21 protein-coding genes and 1 tRNA gene are annotated in these 23,121 nt (G+C 66.4%); 5 read left to right on the top strand and 17 right to left on the bottom strand.

Translation table 11 applies throughout. From position 1 onward, the window contains the following. The 8 genes from JHC36_RS07320 to JHC36_RS07285 form a co-directional block, all read right to left on the bottom strand. On the bottom strand, positions 1–255 hold a 255-nt coding region (locus tag JHC36_RS07320; RefSeq protein WP_287917715.1), incomplete at its 3' end, for a hypothetical protein. A gap of 175 nt (positions 256–430) precedes the next feature. Then, positions 431–1,603, bottom strand: a complete 1,173-nt coding sequence (locus tag JHC36_RS07315) for a ribonucleotide-diphosphate reductase subunit beta (protein ID WP_287917717.1) — start codon at positions 1,601–1,603, stop codon at positions 431–433. A 96-nt stretch (positions 1,604–1,699) separates the two neighbouring features. Further along, the gene (locus tag JHC36_RS07310; RefSeq protein ID WP_287917712.1) at positions 1,700–4,612 is read right to left on the bottom strand and encodes a ribonucleoside-diphosphate reductase subunit alpha; all 2,913 of its coding nucleotides are present in this window, start codon (positions 4,610–4,612) and stop codon (positions 1,700–1,702) included. 247 nt (positions 4,613–4,859) lie between these two features. Next, complete coding sequence (ampD, locus tag JHC36_RS07305; RefSeq protein ID WP_287917710.1) at positions 4,860–5,426, bottom strand: 1,6-anhydro-N-acetylmuramyl-L-alanine amidase AmpD; 567 nt, start codon at positions 5,424–5,426, stop codon at positions 4,860–4,862. Beyond that, positions 5,413–6,912 (bottom strand): sigma-54-dependent transcriptional regulator, encoded by a 1,500-nt coding sequence (locus JHC36_RS07300; protein ID WP_287917708.1) that lies wholly within the window; start codon positions 6,910–6,912, stop codon positions 5,413–5,415. Before JHC36_RS07300 ends, ampD begins: the two co-directional genes overlap by 14 nt. Positions 6,913–6,920: 8 nt before the next feature. Further along, entirely contained in the window at positions 6,921–8,621 is a 1,701-nt protein-coding gene (locus JHC36_RS07295) for an ATP-binding protein (RefSeq protein WP_287917706.1), read from the bottom strand. Between the two features lie 33 nt (positions 8,622–8,654). Next, the gene (locus JHC36_RS07290) at positions 8,655–8,903 is read right to left on the bottom strand and encodes a PP0621 family protein (RefSeq protein WP_287917697.1); all 249 of its coding nucleotides are present in this window, start codon (positions 8,901–8,903) and stop codon (positions 8,655–8,657) included. Beyond that, complete coding sequence (locus JHC36_RS07285) at positions 8,900–9,706, bottom strand: cytochrome C assembly family protein (RefSeq protein ID WP_287917695.1); 807 nt, start codon at positions 9,704–9,706, stop codon at positions 8,900–8,902. The genes JHC36_RS07290 and JHC36_RS07285 overlap by 4 nt, the downstream gene beginning before the upstream one ends. Positions 9,707–9,839: 133 nt before the next feature. On the opposite strand from JHC36_RS07285, the gene ffh reads away from it, so the two are divergent. After that, on the top strand, positions 9,840–11,216 hold the full coding sequence (gene ffh, locus JHC36_RS07280) for a signal recognition particle protein (protein ID WP_287917692.1): 1,377 nt from the start codon (positions 9,840–9,842) through the stop codon (positions 11,214–11,216). Positions 11,217–11,285: 69 nt separating this feature from the next. Here ffh and miaB read toward each other — a convergent pair whose 3' ends face one another. The 4 genes from miaB to JHC36_RS07260 form a co-directional block, all read right to left on the bottom strand. After that, positions 11,286–12,638: a tRNA (N6-isopentenyl adenosine(37)-C2)-methylthiotransferase MiaB gene (miaB, locus tag JHC36_RS07275; protein WP_287917690.1), complete on the bottom strand. Its 1,353-nt coding sequence runs from the start codon at positions 12,636–12,638 to the stop codon at positions 11,286–11,288. Positions 12,639–12,749: 111 nt separating this feature from the next. Continuing rightward, positions 12,750–13,211 carry a hypothetical protein gene (locus JHC36_RS07270; protein WP_287917688.1) on the bottom strand — a complete coding sequence of 154 codons (462 nt, stop codon included), beginning with the start codon at positions 13,209–13,211 and terminating at the stop codon, positions 12,750–12,752. 132 nt (positions 13,212–13,343) lie between these two features. Beyond that, a tRNA-Met gene (locus JHC36_RS07265) sits at positions 13,344–13,420 on the bottom strand. Between the two features lie 100 nt (positions 13,421–13,520). Then, positions 13,521–14,300 carry an enoyl-CoA hydratase gene (locus tag JHC36_RS07260; RefSeq protein WP_287917686.1) on the bottom strand — a complete coding sequence of 260 codons (780 nt, stop codon included), beginning with the start codon at positions 14,298–14,300 and terminating at the stop codon, positions 13,521–13,523. A gap of 150 nt (positions 14,301–14,450) precedes the next feature. Between JHC36_RS07260 and JHC36_RS07255 the strand changes: the two genes are divergently transcribed. The 3 genes from JHC36_RS07255 to paaK all read left to right on the top strand — a co-directional run bounded on the left by JHC36_RS07255 (position 14,451) and on the right by paaK (position 17,076). Then, entirely contained in the window at positions 14,451–15,245 is a 795-nt protein-coding gene (locus tag JHC36_RS07255) for an enoyl-CoA hydratase-related protein (protein ID WP_124222325.1), read from the top strand. A 2-nt stretch (positions 15,246–15,247) separates the two neighbouring features. Continuing rightward, entirely contained in the window at positions 15,248–15,712 is a 465-nt protein-coding gene (paaI, locus tag JHC36_RS07250) for a hydroxyphenylacetyl-CoA thioesterase PaaI (protein ID WP_287917684.1), read from the top strand. 62 nt (positions 15,713–15,774) lie between these two features. Continuing rightward, the gene (gene paaK / locus JHC36_RS07245; protein WP_287917682.1) at positions 15,775–17,076 is read left to right on the top strand and encodes a phenylacetate--CoA ligase PaaK; all 1,302 of its coding nucleotides are present in this window, start codon (positions 15,775–15,777) and stop codon (positions 17,074–17,076) included. Positions 17,077–17,190: 114 nt separating this feature from the next. On the opposite strand, the gene JHC36_RS07240 is transcribed toward paaK, so the two are convergent. The 5 genes from JHC36_RS07240 to JHC36_RS07220 all read right to left on the bottom strand — a co-directional run bounded on the left by JHC36_RS07240 (position 17,191) and on the right by JHC36_RS07220 (position 22,467). Further along, on the bottom strand, positions 17,191–18,012 hold the full coding sequence (locus JHC36_RS07240) for a lysophospholipid acyltransferase family protein (RefSeq protein WP_287917681.1): 822 nt from the start codon (positions 18,010–18,012) through the stop codon (positions 17,191–17,193). 21 nt (positions 18,013–18,033) lie between these two features. Continuing rightward, entirely contained in the window at positions 18,034–19,830 is a 1,797-nt protein-coding gene (locus JHC36_RS07235; protein WP_287917679.1) for a M61 family metallopeptidase, read from the bottom strand. Positions 19,831–20,046: 216 nt separating this feature from the next. Beyond that, positions 20,047–20,493, bottom strand: a complete 447-nt coding sequence (locus tag JHC36_RS07230; protein ID WP_124222314.1) for a DUF3429 domain-containing protein — start codon at positions 20,491–20,493, stop codon at positions 20,047–20,049. Positions 20,494–20,507: 14 nt separating this feature from the next. Further along, positions 20,508–21,245: a DsbC family protein gene (locus tag JHC36_RS07225; protein WP_287917677.1), complete on the bottom strand. Its 738-nt coding sequence runs from the start codon at positions 21,243–21,245 to the stop codon at positions 20,508–20,510. A gap of 100 nt (positions 21,246–21,345) precedes the next feature. Beyond that, a complete protein-coding gene (locus JHC36_RS07220; protein WP_287917675.1) occupies positions 21,346–22,467 on the bottom strand; it encodes an FAD-dependent monooxygenase in 1,122 nt (373 codons plus the stop codon). A gap of 167 nt (positions 22,468–22,634) precedes the next feature. Between JHC36_RS07220 and JHC36_RS07215 the strand changes: the two genes are divergently transcribed. Continuing rightward, positions 22,635–23,121 (top strand): GTPase (locus JHC36_RS07215; protein WP_287917674.1); only part of this gene is annotated, 487 nt, incomplete at its 3' end.

Here is a 23,121-nt window from a genome sequence, read left to right as displayed (position 1 = left end):
GGGAGCCGCCGCCTTCTTTGCTGGAGCCGCTGCCTTCTTCGCTGGAGCCGCTGCTTTTTTAGCGGGAGCCGCTGCCTTCTTGGCCAAAGCCTTCTTCACCACGGCAACTTCTTTCTTGACCGCCTTCTTGACCTCAGCGACTTCTTTCTGGATCGCTTGCTTGGCGGCCGCCAATTTCTTTGCGACTGCCGTTGTCGCAGACTTCTTCGCTGGAGCCGCTTTCTTGGCGGGAGCGGGTTTTTTCGCAGTTGCCATGTGAATCTCCTTGATCACCTTGTTGACAGGGGAGGGAACACCCAGCGCGAACTTGGGTCGCCTGGGCGATCCATGCCGCCCGTGGAGACACGAGCGGCATGAATACGGGAGCCTTGCGCGGGAGTGGGTTGGGCGTCGAGCGAGATGCGCATGGCAGAAGCGGGGCCTAGAACGCTCAGTCCCAGGAAAGAGCACCGCCGGACTGGTACTCGATAACCCGGGTTTCGAAGAAGTTGCGTTCCTTTTTGAGGTCGATCATTTCGCTCATCCAGGGGAAGGGGTTTTCTTCGTTCGGGAACAGTGGTTCGAGGCCAATCTGCGTTGCGCGCCGATTGGCGATGTAGCGCAGATAGGACTTGAACATGGACGCATTGAGTCCGAGGACGCCGCGGGGCATCGTGTCTTCGGCGTATTGATATTCGAGTTCGACCGCGCGCAGGAACAAGCTCTTGATCTCGGCTTTGAACTCGGGGGTCCAGAGGTGAGGGTTCTCGAGCTTGAGTTGGTTGATGAGATCGATGCCGAAGTTGCAGTGCATCGACTCGTCACGCAGGATGTACTGGTACTGCTCGGCAGCACCGGTCATCTTGTTTTGCCGGCCCAGGGCCAGGATCTGGGTGAACCCGACGTAGAAGAACAGCCCCTCCATGAGGCAGGCAAAAACGATCAGGCTCTTGAGCAGCGTTTGGTCGGCTTCAGGCGTTCCGGTTTTGAACGACGGATCCATGATCACGTCGATGAACGGGATGAGGAATTCATCCTTCGCCCGGATGGCCGGAATCTCGTTGTAGGCGTTGAAGATCTCGCCTTCGTCGAGGCCGAGGCTTTCGACGATGTATTGATAGGCGTGGGTGTGGATCGCCTCTTCGAAGGCCTGACGCAACAGGAACTGGCGGCATTCCGGCGCGGTGATGTGCCGATAGGTACCGAGCACGATGTTGTTGGCGGCGAGTGAGTCGGCGGTGACGAAAAAGCCGAGGTTGCGCTTGACGATGCGTCGCTCGTCCTCCGTCAGCCCGTGGGGGTCTTTCCAGAGCGCGATGTCGCGGCTCATGTTGACTTCTTGCGGCATCCAGTGGTTCGCGCAGGTGGCGAGGTACTTTTCCCACGCCCACTTGTACTTGAATGGAACCAGTTGGTTGACGTCGGTTTGCCCATTGATGATGCGCTTGTCAGCGGCCACCACGCGACGCGCCCTAGGCACCCCGGGGGCTGTCACAGTGCCTGTCGGCGCTGCCTTCGTGGGGGACACCAAGGAAGCGGCAGGGCTCGCACCGTGGGTCATGGGGCGCGGTTGCAGGCCGGGGCGTGCAAGGCTCGCAGAAAAATCTTCTTCCCAACTCAACATCATTTTTCCAATGCTTCAATTATGGGAGCAACTTCGGACATTGAAAAGCGATTCATGTCTTCAACGCTCCCTTCGAACTCAGGGTGTTGCGCGAGGTCACTGGCAGGCTTCGCAGCCCGGGTCGTCGATCGCGCAGAACTTCACGTCCGTTGCCGGCTCCGTTGTGGCCATGGCGGCCGCAGTTTCGTGGCCGGTAGCGGCCGAAACCGCGTTGAGGCGGCCGGCTTGGACGGTGGATTTCTCGGCATGGGTGGCAGCCATGGTGCGCAGGTAATAGGTGGTCTTGAGCCCGCTGATCCAAGCCAGCTTGTAGGTCTCGTCGAGTTTCTTGCCCGACGCGCCTGCCATGTAGATGTTGAGCGACTGGGCTTGGTCGATCCATTTCTGACGCCGCGCTGCCGCGGCCACGAGCCAATAGGGTTCGATTTCGAAGGCGGTCGCATACAAGGCCTTGAGTTCCGCCGGAACGCGGTCGATCGGCTGCAGCGAACCGTCGAAATGCTTGAGGTCCATGACCATCACGTCGTCCCACAGGCCCAGGCGCTTGAGGTCGCGCACCAAGTGGCTGTTGACGACCGTGAATTCACCCGAGAGGTTCGACTTCACCGACAGGTTGCCAAACGAGGGCTCGATGGATGCGTCGACCCCGATGATGTTCGAAATGGTGGCCGTCGGAGCGATGGCGACGCAGTTGGAGTTGCGCATGCCATCCTGCGCGATCTTGCGACGCAGTGCGTCCCAGTCGAGGGTGGCGGAACGATCGACTTCGACGTAGCCGCCGCGGCTCTGCTCGAGCAGGTCCAGCGTATCGGGTGGCAGGATGCCCTGGTCCCAGAGCGAACCGCGATAGCTCGAGTACCGGCCGCGCTCGGCCGCGAGGTCGCTCGATGCCCAGTAGGCGTAATAGCAGACGGCTTCCATCGACCGGTCGGCAAACTCGACGGCGGCTTCGCTGGCGTAGGGAATCCGCAGTTCGTAGAGCGCGTCCTGAAAGCCCATGATGCCCAAGCCGACCGGGCGGTGGCGCAGGTTGGAGTCGCGCGCCTTCTTGACTGCGTAGTAATTGATGTCGATGACGTTGTCGAGCATGCGCATCGCGACCGCGATGGTTCGCTTGAGCCGTTCGTGGTCGAGTTCCTTGCCCAAGGGCCCGTCCTTGAGGTGGCGGGCGAGGTTGACCGAGCCGAGGTTGCAGACGGCGGTTTCGGTGTCACTGGTGTTGAGCGTGATTTCGGTGCACAGATTCGACGAATGCACCACCCCGACGTGCTGCTGGGGGCTGCGGACGTTGCAGGCATCCTTGAAGGTAATCCAAGGATGCCCGGTTTCGAACAGCATCGTCAGCATCTTGCGCCAGAGGTCGACCGCGGCAACGGTCTTCGTCGGACGGATTTCGCCGCGACGGGCCTTTTCTTCATAGGCGATATAGGCCTGTTCGAAGTCGCTGCCGTAACGGTCGTGCAGGTCGGGCACGTCGGAGGGGGAGAACAGGGTCCACTCGCCGCGCTCCATGACCCGTTTCATGAACAGGTCTGGAATCCAGTTGGCGGTGTTCATGTCGTGCGTCCGGCGCCGATCGTCTCCGGTGTTTTTGCGCAGTTCGAGGAATTCTTCGATGTCGAGGTGCCAGGTCTCGAGGTAACAACAGACGGCACCCTTGCGCTTGCCACCCTGATTGACGGCGACGGCCGTGTCGTTGACGACCTTCAGGAACGGGACGACACCTTGCGACTCCCCGTTGGTGCCCTTGATGTGGCTGCCCAAAGCGCGCACGCGTGTCCAGTCATTGCCCAGACCGCCGGCGAATTTGGAGAGCAGGGCGTTTTCCTTGATGGCTTCATAGATGCCTTCGAGGTCGTCGGGGACGGTGGTGAGGTAGCAGCTCGACAGTTGCGAGCGCAGCGTGCCGGAGTTGAACAAGGTGGGCGTGCTCGACATGAAGTCAAAAGACGACAGCACCTCATAGAACTCGACCGCCCGGGCTTCACGGTCGATCTCGTTGAGCGCCAGGCCCATCGCAACCCGCATGAAGAAGGCCTGCGGCAGTTCGATGCGCGTCTTGCGCACATGCAGGAAGTAGCGGTCGTAGAGCGTTTGCAGTCCGAGGTAATCGAACTGGAGGTCGCGCTCCGGCTTGAGCGCAGCCGCCAGGCGGTGCAGATCGAACTGCGCCAGCCGAGGATCGAGCAATTCATGCTCGATTCCCTTCTTGATGAACCTCGGGAAGTATTCGACGTAGCGCTCGCTCATCTCGTGCGGACGGACGTCCTCACCGAGAACCTCTTTCTGGATCGTGTGCAGCAGCAGGCGGGCGGTGGCGTAGGTGTAGTCGGGATCTTTCTCGATGAGTGTGCGCGCGGCCAGAATCGCCGCTTTGTAGACCTCGTCGAGCGGCACGCCGTCGTAGAGATTGCGCAGCGTCTCCGTCAGGATGGGCTCGGCCTGGACTTCAGCGCCCAGGCCTTCGCAGGCCGTGGCGATGAGCGCGCGCAGTCCTTCGAGATCGAGCGGCACGCGACGGCCGGCATCCACGACATGGATCGTGGGCGTGGCGCTGGCGGGCGACTCGGTGAGCCCCTGCCGGGCGCGCTCCTGGGCGCGACGCTCCCGGTACAGCACGTAGGCCCGGGCGACTTCATGGTGGCCGCCGCGCATCAGGCCCAGTTCAACCTGATCCTGCACGTCTTCGATGTGGAAGGTTCCGCCGTTCGGCCGCGAGCGAACGAGCGCCCGGACCACCCCTTGCGTGAGTTCCTCGACGACGCTGCGCACGCTGGCCGAGGCGGCCCCTTGGGTGCCGTGTACGGCCAAAAACGCTTTCATCAGCGCGATCGCGATCTTGTCCGGGGTGAAAGGAACGACCGCACCATTGCGGCGAATGATTTGGTAGTGCGACAGCGCCGCTGCGGCCGTGGGGACGCTGCCTTCGCGGGCCAGGCCCAGGGTATGTGCGCTGGGATCAGCCAGCGCGGGCTCCGGTGTACGCAAGGGGGGTGGGGTGATCTGCATGGGGCGGTTCTCCGAGGGGTCAGGGCGGAATCGGTTTCGAAAATCGGCGGGCACGGCAGTGCGCATCGCGGCCATCAGGCCAGCAACCGAACCGGGGGGCTGTCGGGCCCAGTTTGGGTCTGGGGCACTACCGGTAGTGGTTCGGGTGGCTACCTGCCACTAGATGTAGTGTACTGTGCTGCGAACCCGAGAAAGAACCAGGGGTTTTCCCGCAAGAGCCTCGTTCCCAGCGGCGGGGCGCGAAACCCTAGGGAAAATACCGATCCGGCCAGCCGAGGCTGTTTTGAAACCGGCGCCAGTCGAATTGGGGGCCGGGGTCCCACTTGCGCTCGGGCGCGATGTGCTGGTGGCCGGCGATGGCCTCGATCGGATAGCGCTCGGGCAGGGCGGCGCAAAGCGCGGTCAAGGTCTCGTACTGCGGGTCCTCGAAGGCGATGTCGGCCGTTCCTTCGAGTTCGATGCCGATGGACCAGTCATTGCAGTTCGAGGCCCCGAGCCAGCGGGATTGGCCGGCGTGCCAAGCGCGTTCGTCACAGTCGACGAACTGCCACAAAGCGCCATCCCGGGCGATGAAGAAATGGGCCGATACCTCCAAGCCGCGGATGGCCTGGAAGTCGGGGTGCGCATCCCAGGGCAGGGTGTTGGTGAACAGGCGCTGGACATCGCCGGTACCGAATTGCCCGGGCGGCAGACTGATGGCATGGATGACGACGAGGCGGACTTGGACGCCCAGCGGACGGGCATTGCGGTTGGGCGAAGGCAGCGCGCGCGCGTGCCGGTACCAGCCACCGCGCCAGAATTCAGCTGGGCTCATCGTCGGTCTCGGGGGTGGGGTCCCGATCGGGGCTGGCAAGTCCCAGGCGCGCCATACGGTACCGGATCTGGCGCAGGCTCAAGCCCAGACGGCGGGCGGCGGCGCTGCGGTTGAAATGACATTCCTCGAGGGCCCGAAGCAGGATGCGCCGCTCTTGTTCGTCGAGCCACGCCGTGAGGTCTTGCGGCAAGGCCGCGGCTGCGCTCGGGGCTTGCGCCAGCGGGACCTTGGGCGCGGTCGCGGCTGCGGCTGGGAGGTCGAGCTCGAGAACGCCGTCCACACCCGGATCCGCGAGCGCCACGGCCCGGTGCAGCAGATTTTCGAGCTCTCGCACGTTGCCGGGAAACGGGTGGCGCGCGAGCTGCTCGAGGCTGGCGGGGGAGAGCTTGGGCGGCGCCGGGAATCCGCTTTCCGCCGCAATCTTCGCGAGCAGGGCTGCACACAACAGCGGCAAATCCTCGAGCCGCTCCCGCAGCGGCGGGACGGAGATGTCGATCACGTTGAGCCGGTAGTAGAGGTCTTGCCGAAACTGGCCCAGGCGGACGGCGGTGGCGAGATCGCGGTGGGTCGCGCTGACGAGGCGGACGTCGACCGGCTCCTCCTGCGTCGCCCCCAGCGGGCGCACGCAGCGCTCTTGGATCACGCGCAGCAACTTGGACTGCATGAGCAGCGGCAGTTCGCCGATTTCGTCGAGAAACAAGGTGCCGCCGCGCGCGGCCTGAAAGTAGCCCTCCCGGTCCTGGCTGGCGCCGGTGTAGGCGCCTTTGCGCGCGCCGAAGAACTCGGCTTCGAGCAGGGCCTCAGGGATGGCGGCACAGTTGACGGCGACGAACGGACCGGGGCTTCGGTGGCTGCAGGCATGAATGGCCCGCGCGACCAGTTCTTTGCCCGTGCCCGATTCTCCGAGGATCAGGACCGGTGCCATGCTTTGGGCAGCCTTGCGGATGCGCTCACGCACGCTGACCATGGCTGCCGAACGGCCGATCAGCCGCGAGAGCGCCTGTGCGGCGCCGTCACCCGGGGCCGCTCGGGTCACCGCTGACGAGGGGATGGTCTGCGGGGCTTCCGTCGCGCTGTGGCTCGCGGGCCGGGGGCTGTTGCGGGCATCGGCATAGGCACTGGCAACGACGAGCCGCAACTGGCGCGGATCGACGGGCTTGGTGAGGTAATCGAAGGCGCCGGCCTTGAGAGCCTCGACGGCACTTTCGGCGGAGCCATAGGCTGTGACGACGATCCATCGCGTGTCGCGGCTGAGCGGAGCGTGTTCGCGGAGCAATTCGAGCCCAGTTCCGTCGGGCAGGCGCATGTCGGTCAAGACGACTGCGTAGCTCCGACGTTCCAGGGACTCGCGGGCTTGTGCCAGCGTCGCGGCAGTGTCGACCGCATAGCCTTCACGCAGCAGGGCCAGCTCGAACAGGGCGCGCAGGTCCGCCTCGTCGTCGACGACGAGGATGGGGCCGGTCGGAGCGGACGGATGCGTGTTCATGGCGGCAGTCAGAGGGCAGCAGGAATCGGAGCGAACAGGATACGAAAGCCGTTGCCCGGCTCGGCCGAAGTTCCCGCCGGGGACGGGCAGCGTTCATAGTCGATCTGAGCCCCATGACGCGCGCAGAGCTCGCGGCAGATGTAGAGCCCCAGACCGCTGGAGCGCCTGTCGGATGAGGAAAAAGGCTCGAACAGGCGGCGCTCGATCGCCGCGTCGAGCGGTGGGCCTGAGCTCCAGACCAGCAGCCAGGCGCGCGCGTCCGAACGGCGTCCCGAGGCTACCTGAATCCGCGAGCCGCGCGCCGCATAGCGCCGGGCGTTGTCGAGCAGGTTGGTCAAGACCCGGCGCAGGTGGGCTTCGGTGAAGGCCACCACCGAGGGATTCGGATCGAGCGTGCAGTCGACGAGCCGCCCCGTGCCTTGGGTGGATTGCCAATCACCGACGATGGTGCGGACCAGCGGCTCGAGCGGCACGGTGTCGCGCAGCGGCCCCGATCGGTGGTGCTCGACCCGCGCGACGTCGAGTACGTCGTCGACGGTCTGGGCGATCCGCTCGGCGTTTTGTCGGATCATCCGGGTCAACTGACGTGCCTGATCCGCGGTCAGAGTTTCTTCGAGGAGCGCGTTGGCCTGCACGATCGCGGCCAGGGGGTTGCGGATTTCGTGGGCGACCGAAGCGGACATGCGGCCCAGCACCGAGAGTTTTTCCTGACGCAGCCGAGCTTCCAGCGCGCGCAGGTCGTGCAGCAGCACCACGCAGAGGCGTTGCCCGCCACCGGCCCCCACGCTCGCCAGGCGCAGCTGAGCCTGCACCCGGGCGGGCTCGGCACCGAGGTCGGCCAGTTCCACTTCGGCTTCCGATCGTTCGCTCGTATCGGCAGCCATGAACATCCGCTCGACCTGAACCGCCAGGGGCAGCCAGGAGGCCCGGCTGGCGAGATTGAAGCGCCGGTGGGCCTGGGCGGCATGCTCGAAGTCGAGCAACTGGGCCGCGACCGGGTTGGCCGCCTGCACTTCGAGTTGGGGATCGACGACGAGCACGCCGTGGGCCAAGCGCTCGATGATGAAGCTGTTGACCTCGGTTTGCAGGGCGGCTTGCTCGGCGCTGCGGCGCGCGGCGGCCTCCTGCCGCGTTAGCCGTCGGGTGAGTTGTTGCGTGAACAAGGCCACGATGAACAGACCCGTTCCGGTCAGGCCGGCCTGCACCGGCCCGAGGAAGGCGCTTTCCCGGCCCAGCGGCTGCAGCAGGTTCCAGCCCGCCTCCGCCAGCAGCAACAGGCTCACGGCGGCGGCTGTGCCCAGCGCGAGTCGGCGTGAGCCCAGGATGCCCGCGGTCAGAACCGGCAGCGCGAACAGCGGCGTGAGGTCGAGGTGGCTGCGTTGCGTGAGGTGCAGAAACGCCAGCGCGAGCACATCGAACCCAATCAGCAAGGTTCCACGCGGATCGAGGCGACGGGCTTGGGCCCGGCCGCGCAGGCGCCAGACGAGTGCGGCGACGAAATAGAACGCCCCCGAGCCGAGCAGCAGCGCGCCGTTGCCCTGCCCCAGAGAGATCGCCATGGCCGCGAGCAGCAGCCAAACGGCGCCGACGAGGATGCGCGCGCTCATGAGCGCATTCCAGATCGAGGGCGACAGCGCGGCCGGGCTCGCAGGGTTCGGGGCTGTGGCGAGCGTGCTGCCAAACCAGGTGCTGGGGGCTTGGCTGTCCATCTTGGGTGCTCGGGCTTGGTCGGGCCCCGGGGCTCATGCGCCCTCGTGGGCTTGCCGGTGCTCGGTGCTGCAGTAAAGCCCGAGACGACCGGTGACGGCCTCGCTCTCGGGCAAATGCACGCCGCAGTGGGCGCACTGCACCATGCGCTGTGGCTGCTCGGTGCGCTGGCGTCCCGAGTTCACGGGCGTGGCTGTGCCCGGTGGCTTGCTTCGGCGGCTCAGGGAGGCGCGGATCAGCCCGATCAACGCGAGCAGGGCGAGCAAAAACAGCAAGGCCTTCATGGGCTGCGCCTCAGGATGACTTCCAGCACGAAGCGCGAGCCGGCATAGCCGAGCAGCAGGAACACGGCACCTGCGTAGATCATCTGGACCGCGCGACGCCCCCGCCAGCCCAGGCGCGCGCGGCCGGCGAGCAAAACCGCGTAGGTGAGCCACGCCAGCAGCGAGAACACGGTTTTGTGGTCCCACTTCCAGGGTGCCAGCGAGGTGCCGTAGATTTGCTCGCCAAACAGAAAACCTGCGGCCAGGGTGGCCGTCAGCAGCACGAAGCCGGCTTCGACGAAGCGGAAGGTGATGCGCTCGAGCGTCAGCAGAGGCAGTCCGACCGGAGCGCCGCCGCCGATACGCATGAGCCGTTCGGCGCGGCTCATCAAGGCGGCATGGACGACTGCGGCGCCCAAGAGCCCGTAGGCCGCGAGTCCGAGGGCCCAGTGCAGCGGCAACCAGGCCGAGGCGCTGGGGTGCAGCGGCGCGCCGGGAAAGGCCAGGGGCAGAAGGACGGTGAGGGCGCCGAGGGCCGCGAGCGGCCAACGCGCCTGCAACTGCGGATAGATTTGCGACTCGACCACGTAGACGGTGAGCACCAGCCAAGCCGTCATCGACAAGGCGGGCGCGAAACCGAAGCGCGGCGGCGCCTCCAGCAGCCCCAGGACGAGCGTCAATGCATGCAGCAGCCACGCGAGCGCGAGCCAGCGCTGGGCGCGGCCCGCGCCCGCAGCGCCGGCTCCGAGCGCTGTTGCGGCATAGACCAGCGCCGTGGCGCCCGAGAGCCAAAGGCCCGCAGAGGGCAGACTCGATAAAATCATGGGTCAAGTTTAGGGCAACGCTGAACCCGCCCCTCGCGCGCGGCGCATCCCGGCTGCAGGCGGTCTGTATGCTGAACGCTGCGCGCTGATCCTCATTCCCTCCGTCTCCACATCGGCCTCAAGGCGTTCCAACATGGCTTCTGCTCTTACTGAAAAGCTCTCGCGCCTGGTCAAACAGATCAGCGGTCAGGCGCGCATCACCGAATCGAACGTGGCCGACATGCTGCGCGAGGTGCGCATGGCCTTGCTCGAGGCCGACGTAGCGCTGCCGGTCGTGCGCGATTTCATTGCCCGCGTCAAGGAGAAGGCGCTGGGCCAGGAGGTAATGGGTTCGCTCAAGCCGGGCCAGGCGCTCGTGGGCATCGTCAACCGCGAGCTTGCCGCCACCATGGGCGAGGGCGTGGCGGATCTGAACCTGGCCACCCAGCCGCCCGCGGTGATTTTGATGGCCGGCCTGCAAGGCGCGGGCAAGACGACGACCACGGCCAAGCTTGCGCGTCACCTCATCACCAAGCGCAAGAAGAAGGTGTTGACGGTTTCGGCCGACGTGTATCGGCCGGCGGCCATCGAGCAGCTCAAGACCGTGAGCGCACAGGCCGGGGCGGAGTGGTTTCCGAGCACGCCCGACCAAAAGCCGGTCGACATCGCGCGGGCCGCGCTCGACTACGCGAAGAAGCACTATTTCGATGTGCTGCTGGTCGACACCGCGGGCCGGCTGGCGATCGACGAAGCGCTGATGCGCGAGATCACCGAGTTGCACACGGTGTTGAACCCGGTCGAGACGCTGTTCGTGGTCGATGCGATGCAGGGGCAGGATGCGGCCAATACGGCCAAAGCGTTCAAGGAGGCGTTGCCGCTGACCGGCATCATCCTCACCAAGACCGATGGCGATTCGCGCGGCGGCGCAGCCCTGTCGGTGCGTGCGATCACGGGTGCGCCGATCAAGTTCGCGGGCACGAGCGAGAAGATCGACGGGCTGGAGGTGTTCGACGCCGAGCGCCATGCGGGCCGCATCCTCGGCATGGGCGACATCGTTGCGCTGGTCGAGCAGGTGGCTGCGGGCGTGGACATGGCGCAGGCGCAAAAGCTTGCGGCCAAGGTCAAGAGCGGCGCGAGCTTCGACCTCGAGGATTTCCTGAGCCAGATTCAGCAGGTCAAGCAGATGGGCGGGCTCTCGAGCTTGCTGGACAAGCTGCCGACGCAGATGGCGGCCAAGGCGAGCGAGGCGGACCTCAGCCGTGCGGAGCGTGAAATCGCGCGCAAGCAGGGCATCATCCACAGCATGACGCCGCTCGAGCGCAAGAAGCCCGAGCTCATCAAGGCCTCGCGCAAGCGCCGCATCGCAGCCGGTGCCGGCGTTCAGGTGCAGGATGTCAACCGACTGCTCAAAGAATTCGAGCAGATGCAGGACATGATGAAGAAGATGCAGGGCGGCGGCCTCATGAAGCTCATGAAGCGTATGGGCGGCATGAAGGGCATCGGCGGCGGCATGCCGCCCATGCCGCGCTGAAGGGAAGCCGGCGTTGTGCCCGCGTCGACGCGGCCTGTGTTTGCCTACGGCACGCTGCTGCCCGGCCTCTCAAGCGAGGGCTGTCTCGCGCAGCACCAGCTCGCCGCGCAGCGAGTGCGGCAGCGCCTGGGTGATGCGCACGTCGAGCATCTGGCCCACCAGCCGCGCGGCGTTGGGGCCGCCGTCGAAGTTCACCGCGCGGTTGCACTCGGTGCGGCCCATGAGCTCGGCCGGGTTCTTGCGTGAGGGGCCTTCGACGAGGATGCGCTGCACCGTGCCTTCCATCGAAGCGCTGATGCGGCGCATGTTGGCGTCGATCGCGGCCTGCACCTGCTGCAGCCGCGCGAGCTTGACCGCGTGCGGCGTGTCGTCGTGCAGGTTGGCTGCCGGCGTTCCGGGGCGCGGGCTGAAGATGAAGCTGAAGCTGTTGTCAAAGCCCAGGTCGTCGATGAGTTGCATGAGCTTGGCGAAGTCCTCGTCGGTTTCGCCAGGGAAGCCAACGATGAAGTCGCTGCTCAGCGCCAGTGCGGGCCGCACGGCGCGCAGCCGGCGAATGATGCTCTTGTATTCCATAGCGGTGTAGCCGCGCTTCATCGCCATGAGGATGCGGTCGCTGCCGTGTTGTACCGGCAGGTGCAGGTGGCTCACGAGTTTGGGCACGCGGGCATAGACGTCGATGAGGCGCTGCGTGAACTCGTTGGGGTGGCTCGTGGTGTAGCGGATGCGCTCGATGCCGGGAATCTCGGCGACGTAATCGATGAGGGTGGCGAAGTCGGCCACTTCTCCCGATTCGCCCATGGCGCCGCGGTAGGCGTTGACGTTTTGCCCCAGCAGTGTGACTTCCTTGACGCCTTGCTCGGCGAGGCCGGCCACCTCGACCAGCACGTCCTCGAACGGGCGGCTGACCTCTTCGCCGCGCGTGTAGGGCACCACGCAGTAGCTACAGTATTTGGAGCAGCCTTCCATGATGGACACGAAGGCCGAGGCGCCCTCGACGCGCGCAGGCGGCAGGTGGTCGAATTTTTCGATTTCGGGGAAGCTGATGTCGACCTGCGGGCGACGCTCACGCTCGCGCGAAGCCAGCAGCTCGGGCAGCCGGTGCAGCGTCTGTGGGCCGAACACCACGTCCACATAGGGGGCGCGCTTGATGATCTCCTCGCCCTCCTGGCTGGCCACGCAGCCGCCGACGGCGATGCGAGTGCCCTTGAGCTTCTTGAGCTGCGCGGCACGGCCGAGTTCGCTGAAGACCTTCTCCTGCGCCTTTTCGCGCACCGAGCAGGTGTTGAAGACGATGAGGTCGGCCTCCTCGGGGTCGGCGGTGGGCTCAAAGCCCTCGGCGGCGCGCATGACATCGGCCATCTTCTCCGAGTCGTACTCGTTCATCTGGCAGCCGAAGGTTTTGATGAAGATTTTCTTGGCCATGGAAGGCTCCGTCCAAATGCTATGAAGTTAAGAGCGGTAAACGTCCATTTGACGCCGGGGCTCCGAGGAAAATGCTCAAAAAACCGCGCCCTGCGGTCGTCCGCGGCCCGCTCAGCGCGCGGGGAAGCCGGGTAGCTGGTGGTACGGCGTCTTGCCGTCGTCTCGGGGGGCGGTGTCAGCCTCGGACGCAAAGAGGAAGTTGCGCCCGGAACTGGCGCCGGCGCGCTTTTGCGCGGCCTCGGCGGCGTTGAGGATCCAGACCTCATGCACCAGGCCCTGCGGGTCGCGCAGGTAGTTCACCGTGAGTTCGCGTCCCGCCAGTGGCGCGGGCAGCACCAGCAGGTTGTTGACGTCATGGATGCGGGCACCCGGCGAGAGGCGTGCAGGGGCGCCGTCGAGCAGCACCTCGGGCGCGGTCTGCACCACCAGCGTGCCGCGCAGCGCGCGCTCGGGAAAGCTGCGCACCGCTTCCTGCGCCGAGCTTTGCATGGGGAAAAGCACCAAGCCCAGCGCCAACGCGCCGCTTGTTGCTACGGAAAAAGAAGCGACCAAAGCGATCATCCAGCGGTTCATGGTGTACATCCAGAGGCTGAGAAGGGAACGGACCGGCGCGCCGATTGTAGGCGGCCACATTCGTAGGTGGCCACATTCCGGGAAAGCCCGAAAAAAGAAAACCCGCACTGGGGCCAGTGCGGGTGGTATTGGTGGTGGCGCTTCACGGATTCGAACCGCGGACCTGTGGATTATGATTCCATCGCTCTAACCGACTGAGCTAAAGCGCCAGCAAGCTCCAAATTATAGCCAAAATTTCCAGCCTATTTGGGCGTCCACGGGTGCCCGCCATGGCTGGGCGCGGCGCGCGCCCAGGGTGGGCTGCGGGGCTCAGGCGTTGCGGAAGTTCGGGGCACGCTTGGTCAGGAAGGCGTCCATGCCCTCCTTCTGGTCGGCCGTGGCGAAGAGCGCGTGGAACAGCCGGCGCTCGAACATCACCCCGTCGGACAAACCCCCTTCGAACGCGCGGTTGACCGCCTCCTTGGCCGCCATCACCGCCAGTTGCCCGTAGCCGCAGATGGTCAGGGCCGCGGCGAGCGCCTCGTCCATCAGCTTCTCGGCCGGCACCACGCGGCTCACCAGCCCGGCGCGCTCGGCTTCTTGTGCGTCCATCATGCGGCCGGTGAGCACCAGGTCCATGGCCTTGGACTTGCCCACCGCGCGCGGCAGGCGCTGCGTGCCGCCGGCGCCGGGGATGATGCCGATTTTGATTTCCGGCTGGCCAAACTTGGCGTTGTCGGCAGCGATGATGAAGTCGCACATCATCGCCAGCTCGCAGCCGCCGCCCAGCGCAAAGCCGGCCACGGCGGCGATTACGGGCTTGCGGATGCTGCGGATGGTTTCCCAGTTGCGGGTGATGAAGTCGTCGCGGTAGACCTGATGGAACTCGAACTTGGCCATGGCGGCAATGTCGGCGCCGGCGGCAAAGGCTTTCTCGCTGCCGGTGAGCACGATGCAGCCGATGGCGGGGTCGGCATCGAACGCCTTGAGCGCGGCGCCCAGTTCGTCCATCAGCGCGCTGTTGAGCGCATTGAGCGCCTTGGGGCGGTTGAGGGTGATCACGCCGACGCGTTCGGCTTCGGTGCGCACGAGGATGTGTTCATAGGTCATGGTCTGGGTCTCCTGGAAAGGGGCTGTTCGGGTTCCGCCGGTATGGAATGCGGCCGCGGTCGAGGCACTATAGCGGCTCGCGCCCCAGGGAAAACATTGACCAACCGACCGGTCGGTCAATGGTAAATTCCCCGGCACCGAGGAGACCCCATGACCGAAGAACCCGTTTTGTTCGAGGCACGCGGCGCCGTCGCCCTGCTCACGCTCAACCGTCCGGCCGCACTCAACAGCTTCACCCGCGCGATGCACCAGGCGCTGTGGGCCGCGCTCGACCGCGCCGAGGCCGATGAAGCCGTGCGCGCCCTGGTCATCACCGGCGCGGGCCGGGGGTTTTGCGCGGGTGCCGATCTGGCCGAGTTCGACTTCACGCCCGGCCCCGACCTGGTTGCACGCGCCGACCCCGGCCCGGTGATCGAACAGGCCTTCAACCCGACGGTGCGTCGGCTGCAGCGGCTGCGCATGCCGACCATTGCCGCGGTCAACGGCGTGGCTGCAGGCGCAGGGGCCTCGCTGGCGATGACCTGCGACATCGCCATCGCCGCGCCGCAAGCCAGCTTCATTCAGGCGTTCAGCAAGATCGGGCTGATTCCTGACGCCGGTGGCAGTTGGTTCCTGGTCGAGCGGCTGGGGCTGGCGCGGGCGCTGGCGCTCGCCATGACGGGGGACAAGCTGCCAGCCACCCAGGCGCGCGATTGGGGGCTGATCTGGGACGTGGCCGAGGATCCGCTCGCCGCCGCGCTGGCCCTGGCCGAGCGGCTCGCGCAGATGCCCACGAAGGCGCTCGTGGCCACGCGCGCGCTGCTGCGCGAGGCGGGCACGCGCACACTCGATGCCCAGCTCGACGCCGAGCGCGACATGCAGTCGGCGCTGGGCCGCACGCACGACTACATCGAGGGCGTGATGGCGTTCCGTGAGAAGCGCAGCCCGAACTTCAAGGGAGCCTGAGGATGAGCCACCCACATTCACTCGACGAAGCAGCCGCGCGCGCTTTGGCCCAGCGCGTGGGCCAGGCGATGTTCGCCGCCGACGTCGCCTCCCGTGAAACCATGGGCATGGAGCTGCTCGAATGCGCACCGGGCCGTGCCGTCATGCGCATGACGGTGCAGCCGCTGCACCTCAATGGCCACCGCATCTGCCACGGCGGCTTCATCTTCACGCTGGCTGATTCGACCTTTGCGTTTGCCTGCAACAGCTACAACAAGAACGCGGTGGCCGCGGGCTGCAGCATCGAGTTTCTCAAGCCTGCCCACGAGGGCGACGTGTTGACCTGTGAGGGCGTGGAGCAGGTGCTCAGCGGCCGTCATGGCATCTACGACATGACCGTGCGCAACCAGCACGGCCAGGTCGTGGCGCTGTTTCGCGGCAAGAGCGCGCAGATCAGCGGGGCCGTGCTGCCCGAGACCGGCGCCTGAACCCGCCGGCTGCACCCACGCTCACGCCCGACCCCAAAACAAGGACCGAGGAGACGACCCCCATGACCGAGAGCACCTTCCCGCTCGAGCCGATCGAGCGCGCGAGCATCGACGAACTGCGTGCCCTGCAGCTCCAGCGCCTCAAAGCCACGCTGCACCACGCCTATGCGAATTCCCCGGTCTACCGGGCGAAGTTCGACGCCGCGGGCGTGCACCCCGATGACCTGCGCACGCTCGAAGACTTGGCGAAGTTTCCGTTCACGACCAAGAAAGACCTGCGCGACCACTACCCCTTCGGGATGTTCGCCGTACCGCGCGAGCAGTGCGTGCGCATCCATGCCTCGAGCGGAACCACCGGCAAACCGACCGTGGTCGGCTACACCGCGCGCGACATCGACACCTGGGCTGGCGTGGTCGCCCGCAGCATCCGCGCCGCCGGTGCGCGCCCAGGCGACATGGTGCATGTCAGCTACGGCTACGGCCTGTTCACCGGTGGCCTCGGCGCGCACTACGGCGCCGAAAAACTGGGCCTGACCGTGGTGCCCTTTGGCGGCGGGCAGACCGAGCGCCAGGTGCAGCTGATCCGGGATTTCCGGCCCGACATCATCATGGTCACGCCGAGCTACATGCTGGCGATTGCCGACGAGGTCGAACGTCAGGGCATCGACCCACGCACGCTGTCGCTGCGCATCGGCATCTTCGGCGCTGAACCCTGGACCAACGACATGCGCCGCGCGATCGAGGCGCGCATGGGCATCGACGCGGTGGACATTTACGGTCTGTCCGAAGTGATCGGCCCGGGCGTCGCCAGCGAGTGCGTCGAAACCAAAGACGGCCCGACCATCTGGGAAGACCATTTCTACCCCGAGATCATCAACCCCGACACCGGCGAGCCCGTCGCCGACGGCGAAATGGGTGAACTCGTGTTCACCAGCCTCACCAAGGAGGCGCTGCCCATCATCCGCTACCGTACGCGCGACCTCACGCGGCTGCTGCCCGGCACCGCGCGGCCGATGCGGCGCATCGAAAAAATCACCGGCCGCAGCGACGACATGATGATCGTGCGGGGCGTCAACGTCTTTCCTTCGCAGATCGAGGAACTCATCCTCAAGCGCCCCGAACTCGCGCCGCACTACCAGTGCATCCTCACGCGCGAGGGCCCGCTCGACAACCTGCGCGTGGCGGTCGAGACGCGGCCGGGCGTGTCCCCCGAGAGCATCGAGGCGCGCGCCGCGGCCAAGATGCTGCAGCACGAGATCAAGGTCTATGTCGGCAGCAGCGTGGAAATCGAACTGCGGGCCGAAGGCGGGGTCGAGCGCAGCCAAGGCAAGGCCAAGCGCGTCGTCGATCTGCGGCCGAAGTAAACCTATTAACCCGTCCCTCGCGCGCCGCACATCCCGGCGGCGCGCCTCGATGCAGCGGTATCCGGCGCTTGAACTTTTCACCCGGGTTCCGGCGTGAAATGGTGCTTGTCTGCTCTACTTTTTGATATTGACCAACGTGGCGCGAAGCGCGCGCACCTGTGCGTGCAGCGTTTGCGCCCAGGCGCGGCGGGTCTGCTCTCCGGCGCTGTGCGGGGTGCCAAAGCGCACGACGGCCGTGATCGTCGGTTCGCCGAGCGTGCGCAGCACCGAGGCCAGCAGCGTCTCATCCCCCACGTAAGCGGGGTGGGTGCTCGGTTGCCCGTCGGCTCCGAGGTAGATCAAGCCGACCGGAATGGCAGGGGCTTTTCGATCGATCGCGGCCTGGAGCAGATTGGGGTGAAAGGGCAGCACGTCCCGCCCGTCGCTCGTCGTGCCCTCGGGGAACACCGCCAGGACTTCACCGTTGTCGAGGGCTTCGGCCATCCGTTGCACGGTGCGGTGGGCGTCGCGGCGGGATTGGCGCTCGATGTACAGCGTGCCAGCCGCGCTGGCCAGCCGCCCGAGCACCGGCCATCGCGCGACTTCGGACTTCGCGACGAAACGGCAGTGCCGGGTGGCGTGGATCACCAGAATGTCGAGCCAGGACACATGGTTGGCGACCAGCAAGGCCGGCCCGAGCGCCGGTGGCGCGCCTTCGACCCTCAGCCGGATGCCCCAGAGCTCGAGCAACTGCGCGGCCCAGGCTTGCACCCGGGCCTCGCGGTGCGAGGGCGCGAGCCGCGGAAAGCGCCACAGCACGGTGGCCAAACCGCGCAGCACATGGATCAGCCCGAGCAACAGCCGCCGCGCCGTGCGTGCGCCGCGCCGCAGCGCCGACGGGATCCGGGCAGATCGCGCAGGGCGGTGCGTCGATGGGGAGCGGTCGGCGCGGGCCATCGCGGGCGGGGGCTCAGCCTCTCAGCCGTTGGCTGTGGTGCGGGCTGGCGCAGCGCCCAGCCAGCGATGTGCCGCATCCGCATCGGCCAGCCGCAGCCGCACGGTCTGCGTGTTTGGCGGGATGTCGATCGGCAGCCGCAGCAAGCGGCCGTCACGCGACACCCAGGCCACGGCCGAGGCGGCATCCGGGCGGAGGTGGAGCGTGAGCTCGTCGAGCTTGTTCAGGCGCCACGCGCCGCCTGCAGTTTCGCCCACGCCTTCGATGCCCAGCCACTCGTCACCGGCCGCCAACCCCGCGCGTTCGGCCACGCTGCCGCGCAGGACGGCGCTGAGCTTGACCGTGCCGCCGGACTCCGAGGCACGCACGCCCAAGCGCTGCGCCCAAGAACCGGGTTCGGCCAAGGTTTCGACGCCGTGTCTCTCGAGCAGCGCCGACAGCGGCAACTCGTCGGTCCCATGCACCCAGGCGTCGAGCTCGGCGGCGTGGTCGCGGGCGCCGACCTCGGCCAGCGCGGCGCGCACATCCGCCTCGTCGATCGGGCCGCCGCGGCTGCGGCGCCACAGCATGCGCAAAACGGCGTCGAGCGACCCTGCGCCTTCGGCCCGCAGGCTCAGGTCGAGGCACAACCCGACCAAGGCGCCTTTGGTGTAGTAGCTCACCGTCGCGTTGGGCGTGTTCTCGTCGGGCCGGTAGTATTTGATCCAGGCATCGACGCTCGCTTCCGCCAGCGACTGCACCCGGCGCCCGGGCGTCTGCTGCACCTGGTTGATCGTCTTGGCCAGCAGCTTCAGATAGGTTTCGTCGTCGATCAGGCCGGCGCGGCGCAGCAGCAGGTCGTCGTAATAGCTCGTGAAGCCCTCGAAGAACCAGAGCAGATCGGTGTAGTTCTCGCGCGCGTAGTCATAGCGCTCGAAGGCACGCGGCCGCAAGCGCTTGACGTTCCAGGTATGGAAATACTCGTGGCTGATGAGGCCCAAGAGCCCGACGTACCCCTCGTTGGCCAGTGCCGCTTCGCCCAGCCGCGGCAAGTCGCGACGGGCACACATCAGCGCCGTGCTGTGGCGGTGTTCGAGCCCGCCGTAACCATCGGCGCTCGCGCGCAGCAGGAAGACATAGCGATCGTGCGGCGGCCGACCCCGCGGATGCCAGAACCGGATCGCCGTGCTGCAGATGCGTTGCGCGTCGGCCAGCAGGCGCTCGCCGTCGAAGTTGGCGCTCGCGCCGCTCACGACGAAGCGGTGTTTCACGCCGCAGGCGTCGAACTCGCCGCTCCAGAAGTCGCCCATTTCAACCGGGCTGTCGGCCAGTTCGTCGTAATCGGCGGCGGTGTAGCGGCCAAAGCCCCGGGCGTCGACCCGCACGGGCCGCAGCGCGGTCGCGACGCGCCACCGACGCGCGCCGTCTGGGGCCACGATCTGCAGCTCGTGGCGGCACACATCCGCCGCGCCCTCGACCCGCAGACAAAGGCTGGTGGCGTTGAAAAACCCACGCTCGGTATCGAGCCAGGCCGCCCGCACCGAGGCATCCCGCGCCCAGACCTGGTAGTGCAGCTGCAGCGGTCGGCTCGGGTCGCATTCGATCGTCCAGCTGCATTTGTCTTCGTGGATCACACGGCACGCGCGGGCGCCTTGTCGGGCCTGCAAGCCCTGTAGGTGTCGCGCAAATTCCCGCACCAGGTAACTGCCCGGAATCCAGACCGGCAGCATCACGCGCTGCTCGGCGGCGGGTCGAGGGACGGTCAGCGTGACCTGAAACAAATGGGCGTCGCGGTCGGCCGCTTCGACCCGATAGTGCGGGGCTTCGTTGGAATGCTTCATTCGAGATCCGGCAGTGGGGCGCGCCCAAAGGCGGCGGGTTCGTCGGCTCAGAGGCTGAGAGGGAATTGGGCGTGCCCGAAGGGGCGCCCCAAAACGCGCTCGAGTAGGCGCAAAGCACAGCCGTAGCTCGGGCTACGGCGCGCATTTGCAACGCCCTCGGGCGTGTTTTGGGGCGTCCAGGCGGGCATGTTCGATTCCCTCTCAGCCTCTCAGACCTTATGTGGCGCCCGCGCCCAGCAGGCAGGCGAGGGTGGCGACCCCGGTGAGGTGCAGCCGCATCGGCAGCCAGGCTTCGAGTCCGGCCTGACGCCAGGTTCGCCGGTCGACGAGATAGCAGCCGACGAGGATGAACGCCAGCAACGGCAGTCCGGCAAAAGGCGGCAGCAACAGTGCGAGCCACGCCAGCAGCGGAGGAATGATGCCCCAGACCAGGTGCAGATGGCGCACGCGGGCATGCTCGCTGGCCAGACGCAGCCCCACGCCCCAATGGATGCCTCCGAGGAACGAGACGATCGCGGCGCCGTAAGCCGCGAGCGCGAGCGCCACGAACGGCACCAGGGCTGGGTCGACGATCCACAGCAGCAGCGCCAGCAGTACGAAGGGAATGAGACCCGCGTAGCCCAGGCGCTGGATCAGTCGTTCGGTGGGGTCGGTGGCGTGCATGCGTCGGTCTGGGTTCAGCGTTTGCTGGTCGCCTCGCTCAGGCGTTTTTCGAGTTGGGCGGCGCCCACCGCGCCGGGTACCCGCGAGCCGTCGGTGAAGAGCACCGTTGGCGTTCCCGTGATGTGGTGCTGACGACCGAATTCGAGGTTGCGGCTCAGTGCCGCGGTGTCACAGCTCGCGCCAGCCGGCGGGGTGTTGCGCTGCATCCAGTCTTCCCAAGCCTTGGCGCGGTCTTTGGCGCACCAGATGTTCTTGGCTTTCTCGGTCGAATCTTTGCCGAGCACCGGGTAGAGGAAGTTGTAGATGGTCACATTGCTGATTTTCTGCAGGTCTGCCTCGAAGCGCTTGCAGTAGGGGCAGTTCGGGTCGGTAAATACCGCCATCTTGCGCGAGCCGTCACCCCGGGTCACGACGAAAGCGTCCTTCAGGGGCAAGGTCGAGAAATCGACCGCGCTGAGTTTTTCAAGCCGCTCCTCGGTTAGGTTGCGGCGCGCGCGGGTGTCGACCAGCGCACCCTGGATCAAGTAATTGCCTTCGGCGTCGGTGTAGAGGATGTCGTTGCCTTGCAGCCGCACTTCCCAGAGCCCGGGCATCGGGGTTTTGCTGACCTCTTCGATCTTCGGCAGATTGGCCAGCCGTTCACTGAGGTTTTTGCGGATGGTCGCTTCCTGAGCGAGCGCGCCGCCCGCGAGGTAGAAGCCGAGCGCCGAGAGGATGAGCGGTCGGACGAGGGTGTGGAGAGAAGGGTGCATGGAAATCCAGTTCAAAGAGCAGTGAAGGAAGCGGAATGAGCAAGGCAGAAGGCCGGTCGGTGGGTGCTGCGCCTTCGCCCTGGCGAGCGGCGAGCGACCGTCAATGGGGCGGCAGCGTGCGTGCACCGTCGAGGTTGATGGCCCGCCGCGCCACCCATTGTTTGATCCAGCCGCTGCGGTCAAAGCCGCCGAGCCCGCGGTTGCGCAGCGTGCGAGCCCACTCGCCGGGCGTGGTGAACAGCCGCTGGATGGCATCCGTGACGCCCGAGGTGACCCACACGTCGGCCGCGCGGGCGCGCTCGTAGCGCCGCAGCAGTTTCGGGTCATCGAGACTGCGCCAGTATTCGCGCTCATGAATGACCCGCGCCAACTCGGCCGCATCGGCCAAGCCCAGATTCAGGCCCTGCCCGGTCAGCGGGTGCACGGTGTGCGCGGCATCGCCGGCCAGCGCCCAGCCGGGACCGACCCAGCGCCGCGCGCGGGCAAGTTGCAAAGGCCAGTGCCGTCGCGGTGCCACCAGGGTCAAGGGACCGAGTCGCCCGTGGCTGGCCGCTTCGAGGGCCTGGCAAAACGCGTCGTCGGGCTCGGTTTCGAGGGCGGCGGCGCGGGCTTCGCTCATCGACCAGACGACCGCAACCGTGTCGCCCTGCGGGCCGTCCAGCGGCAGGAAGGCCAGGATCTCATCGCCATCGAACCACTGCCAGGCGGTTTGGCCGTGCGGACGTCCGCGAACGCGGGTCGCCACCGCGTGCTGACCATAAGGCGTGACGTCGAACTCCACGCCCAACTCGGCGCGGCTCTGGCTAGCGCGGCCTTCGCAGATCACCGTCAGCGTCGCTGGCATCGGCTCGCGGACCACCTCGATGCGGGGCTGGAATCGAACCGCATCGGCCAGCAAGGCTTCGAGTGTGGCCACGTCGGCAATCCAGGCGAGCGCCTCGGTGCCGAGTTCGAGCGCATCGAAATCGACCGATCCTTGGGCGTCGCCACACACCCGCATGTGCGTGACCGGTGTCGCCGCGGTGGGCGCGGGCCAGCACCGCAGCGATTCGAGCAGCGCGCGCGAAGCGGCATTGAGGGCGTAGGCGCGCACGTCGGGTTCGGTCGCTGCCTGCGCCGGCGCGACGAGCGCCACGCGCAGCCGCTCGCGCGCGAGCAACAAGGCCAGGGTTTGCCCGACGATGCCAGCGCCGCGGATGCAGATGTCATGGGTTGCAACCATGAGCGCGATTGTAGAAGCGAGCGGCCATGAGCCGCCCTCGCCCGGTCGCAAGTCCCATGTCCGGACCCCGTCTTTCCCGAGCGTCGCCCGCGAAGGTGGTCCTTGGGCGTCCGATTCGGGCGCGCCGGTAAAATTTTGAACTTTGTGATTTCGTTCGAAAGTTTTCCATGAGCCTCAAATGCGGCATCGTGGGCCTGCCCAATGTGGGCAAGTCCACCCTTTTCAACGCGCTGACCAAGGCCGGCATCGCCGCTGAAAACTACCCGTTTTGCACCATCGAGCCCAATGTCGGCGTGGTCGAGGTGCCCGATCCGCGGCTGGCGAAGCTGGCGGAGATTGCGCACCCCGAGCGCATCGTGCCGGCCATCGTCGAGTTCGTCGACATCGCCGGCCTGGTGGCCGGTGCCAGCACGGGCGAGGGCCTGGGCAACAAGTTCCTGGCGCACATCCGCGAGACCGACGCCATCATCAACGTCGTGCGTTGCTTCGAGGACCCCAACGTCATCCATGTCGCGGGCCGCGTCGACCCGATCGCCGACATCGAGGTGATCCAAACCGAGCTGTGCCTGGCCGACCTCGGCACGGTGGAAAAAAGCCTGCAGCGCTACACCAAGGCGGCCAAGAGCGGCAACGACAAGGAAGCCGCCAAGCTGG

The organism is Tibeticola sp., from assembly GCF_022759015.1.
In the GTDB taxonomy this organism is placed as follows: Bacteria; Pseudomonadota; Gammaproteobacteria; order Burkholderiales; family Burkholderiaceae_C; genus Tibeticola; species Tibeticola sediminis.
Note: the sequence above shows the minus strand (reverse complement) of the source record. Positions and strands in the feature narration are given on the sequence as shown.

Excerpts from the sequence above, each read along its gene's own strand:
- ampD (WP_287917710.1), bottom strand. The coding sequence starts at position 5,426 with ATGAGCCCAGCTGAATTCTGGCGCGGTGGCTGGTACCGGCACGCGCGC.
- JHC36_RS07255 (WP_124222325.1), top strand. The coding sequence starts at position 14,451 with ATGACCGAAGAACCCGTTTTGTTCGAGGCACGCGGCGCCGTCGCCCTG.
- paaK (WP_287917682.1), top strand. The coding sequence starts at position 15,775 with ATGACCGAGAGCACCTTCCCGCTCGAGCCGATCGAGCGCGCGAGCATC.
- JHC36_RS07285 (WP_287917695.1), bottom strand. The coding sequence starts at position 9,706 with ATGATTTTATCGAGTCTGCCCTCTGCGGGCCTTTGGCTCTCGGGCGCC.
- JHC36_RS07270 (WP_287917688.1), bottom strand. The coding sequence starts at position 13,211 with ATGAACCGCTGGATGATCGCTTTGGTCGCTTCTTTTTCCGTAGCAACA.
- JHC36_RS07220 (WP_287917675.1), bottom strand. The coding sequence starts at position 22,467 with ATGGTTGCAACCCATGACATCTGCATCCGCGGCGCTGGCATCGTCGGG.
- JHC36_RS07235 (WP_287917679.1), bottom strand. The coding sequence starts at position 19,830 with ATGAAGCATTCCAACGAAGCCCCGCACTATCGGGTCGAAGCGGCCGAC.
- JHC36_RS07290 (WP_287917697.1), bottom strand. The coding sequence starts at position 8,903 with ATGAAGGCCTTGCTGTTTTTGCTCGCCCTGCTCGCGTTGATCGGGCTG.
- JHC36_RS07315 (WP_287917717.1), bottom strand. The coding sequence starts at position 1,603 with ATGTTGAGTTGGGAAGAAGATTTTTCTGCGAGCCTTGCACGCCCCGGC.
- JHC36_RS07225 (WP_287917677.1), bottom strand. The coding sequence starts at position 21,245 with ATGCACCCTTCTCTCCACACCCTCGTCCGACCGCTCATCCTCTCGGCG.
- JHC36_RS07260 (WP_287917686.1), bottom strand. The coding sequence starts at position 14,300 with ATGACCTATGAACACATCCTCGTGCGCACCGAAGCCGAACGCGTCGGC.
- ffh (WP_287917692.1), top strand. The coding sequence starts at position 9,840 with ATGGCTTCTGCTCTTACTGAAAAGCTCTCGCGCCTGGTCAAACAGATC.
- miaB (WP_287917690.1), bottom strand. The coding sequence starts at position 12,638 with ATGGCCAAGAAAATCTTCATCAAAACCTTCGGCTGCCAGATGAACGAG.
- JHC36_RS07300 (WP_287917708.1), bottom strand. The coding sequence starts at position 6,912 with ATGAACACGCATCCGTCCGCTCCGACCGGCCCCATCCTCGTCGTCGAC.
- paaI (WP_287917684.1), top strand. The coding sequence starts at position 15,248 with ATGAGCCACCCACATTCACTCGACGAAGCAGCCGCGCGCGCTTTGGCC.
- JHC36_RS07295 (WP_287917706.1), bottom strand. The coding sequence starts at position 8,621 with ATGGACAGCCAAGCCCCCAGCACCTGGTTTGGCAGCACGCTCGCCACA.
- JHC36_RS07310 (WP_287917712.1), bottom strand. The coding sequence starts at position 4,612 with ATGCAGATCACCCCACCCCCCTTGCGTACACCGGAGCCCGCGCTGGCT.
- JHC36_RS07240 (WP_287917681.1), bottom strand. The coding sequence starts at position 18,012 with ATGGCCCGCGCCGACCGCTCCCCATCGACGCACCGCCCTGCGCGATCT.
- JHC36_RS07230 (WP_124222314.1), bottom strand. The coding sequence starts at position 20,493 with ATGCACGCCACCGACCCCACCGAACGACTGATCCAGCGCCTGGGCTAC.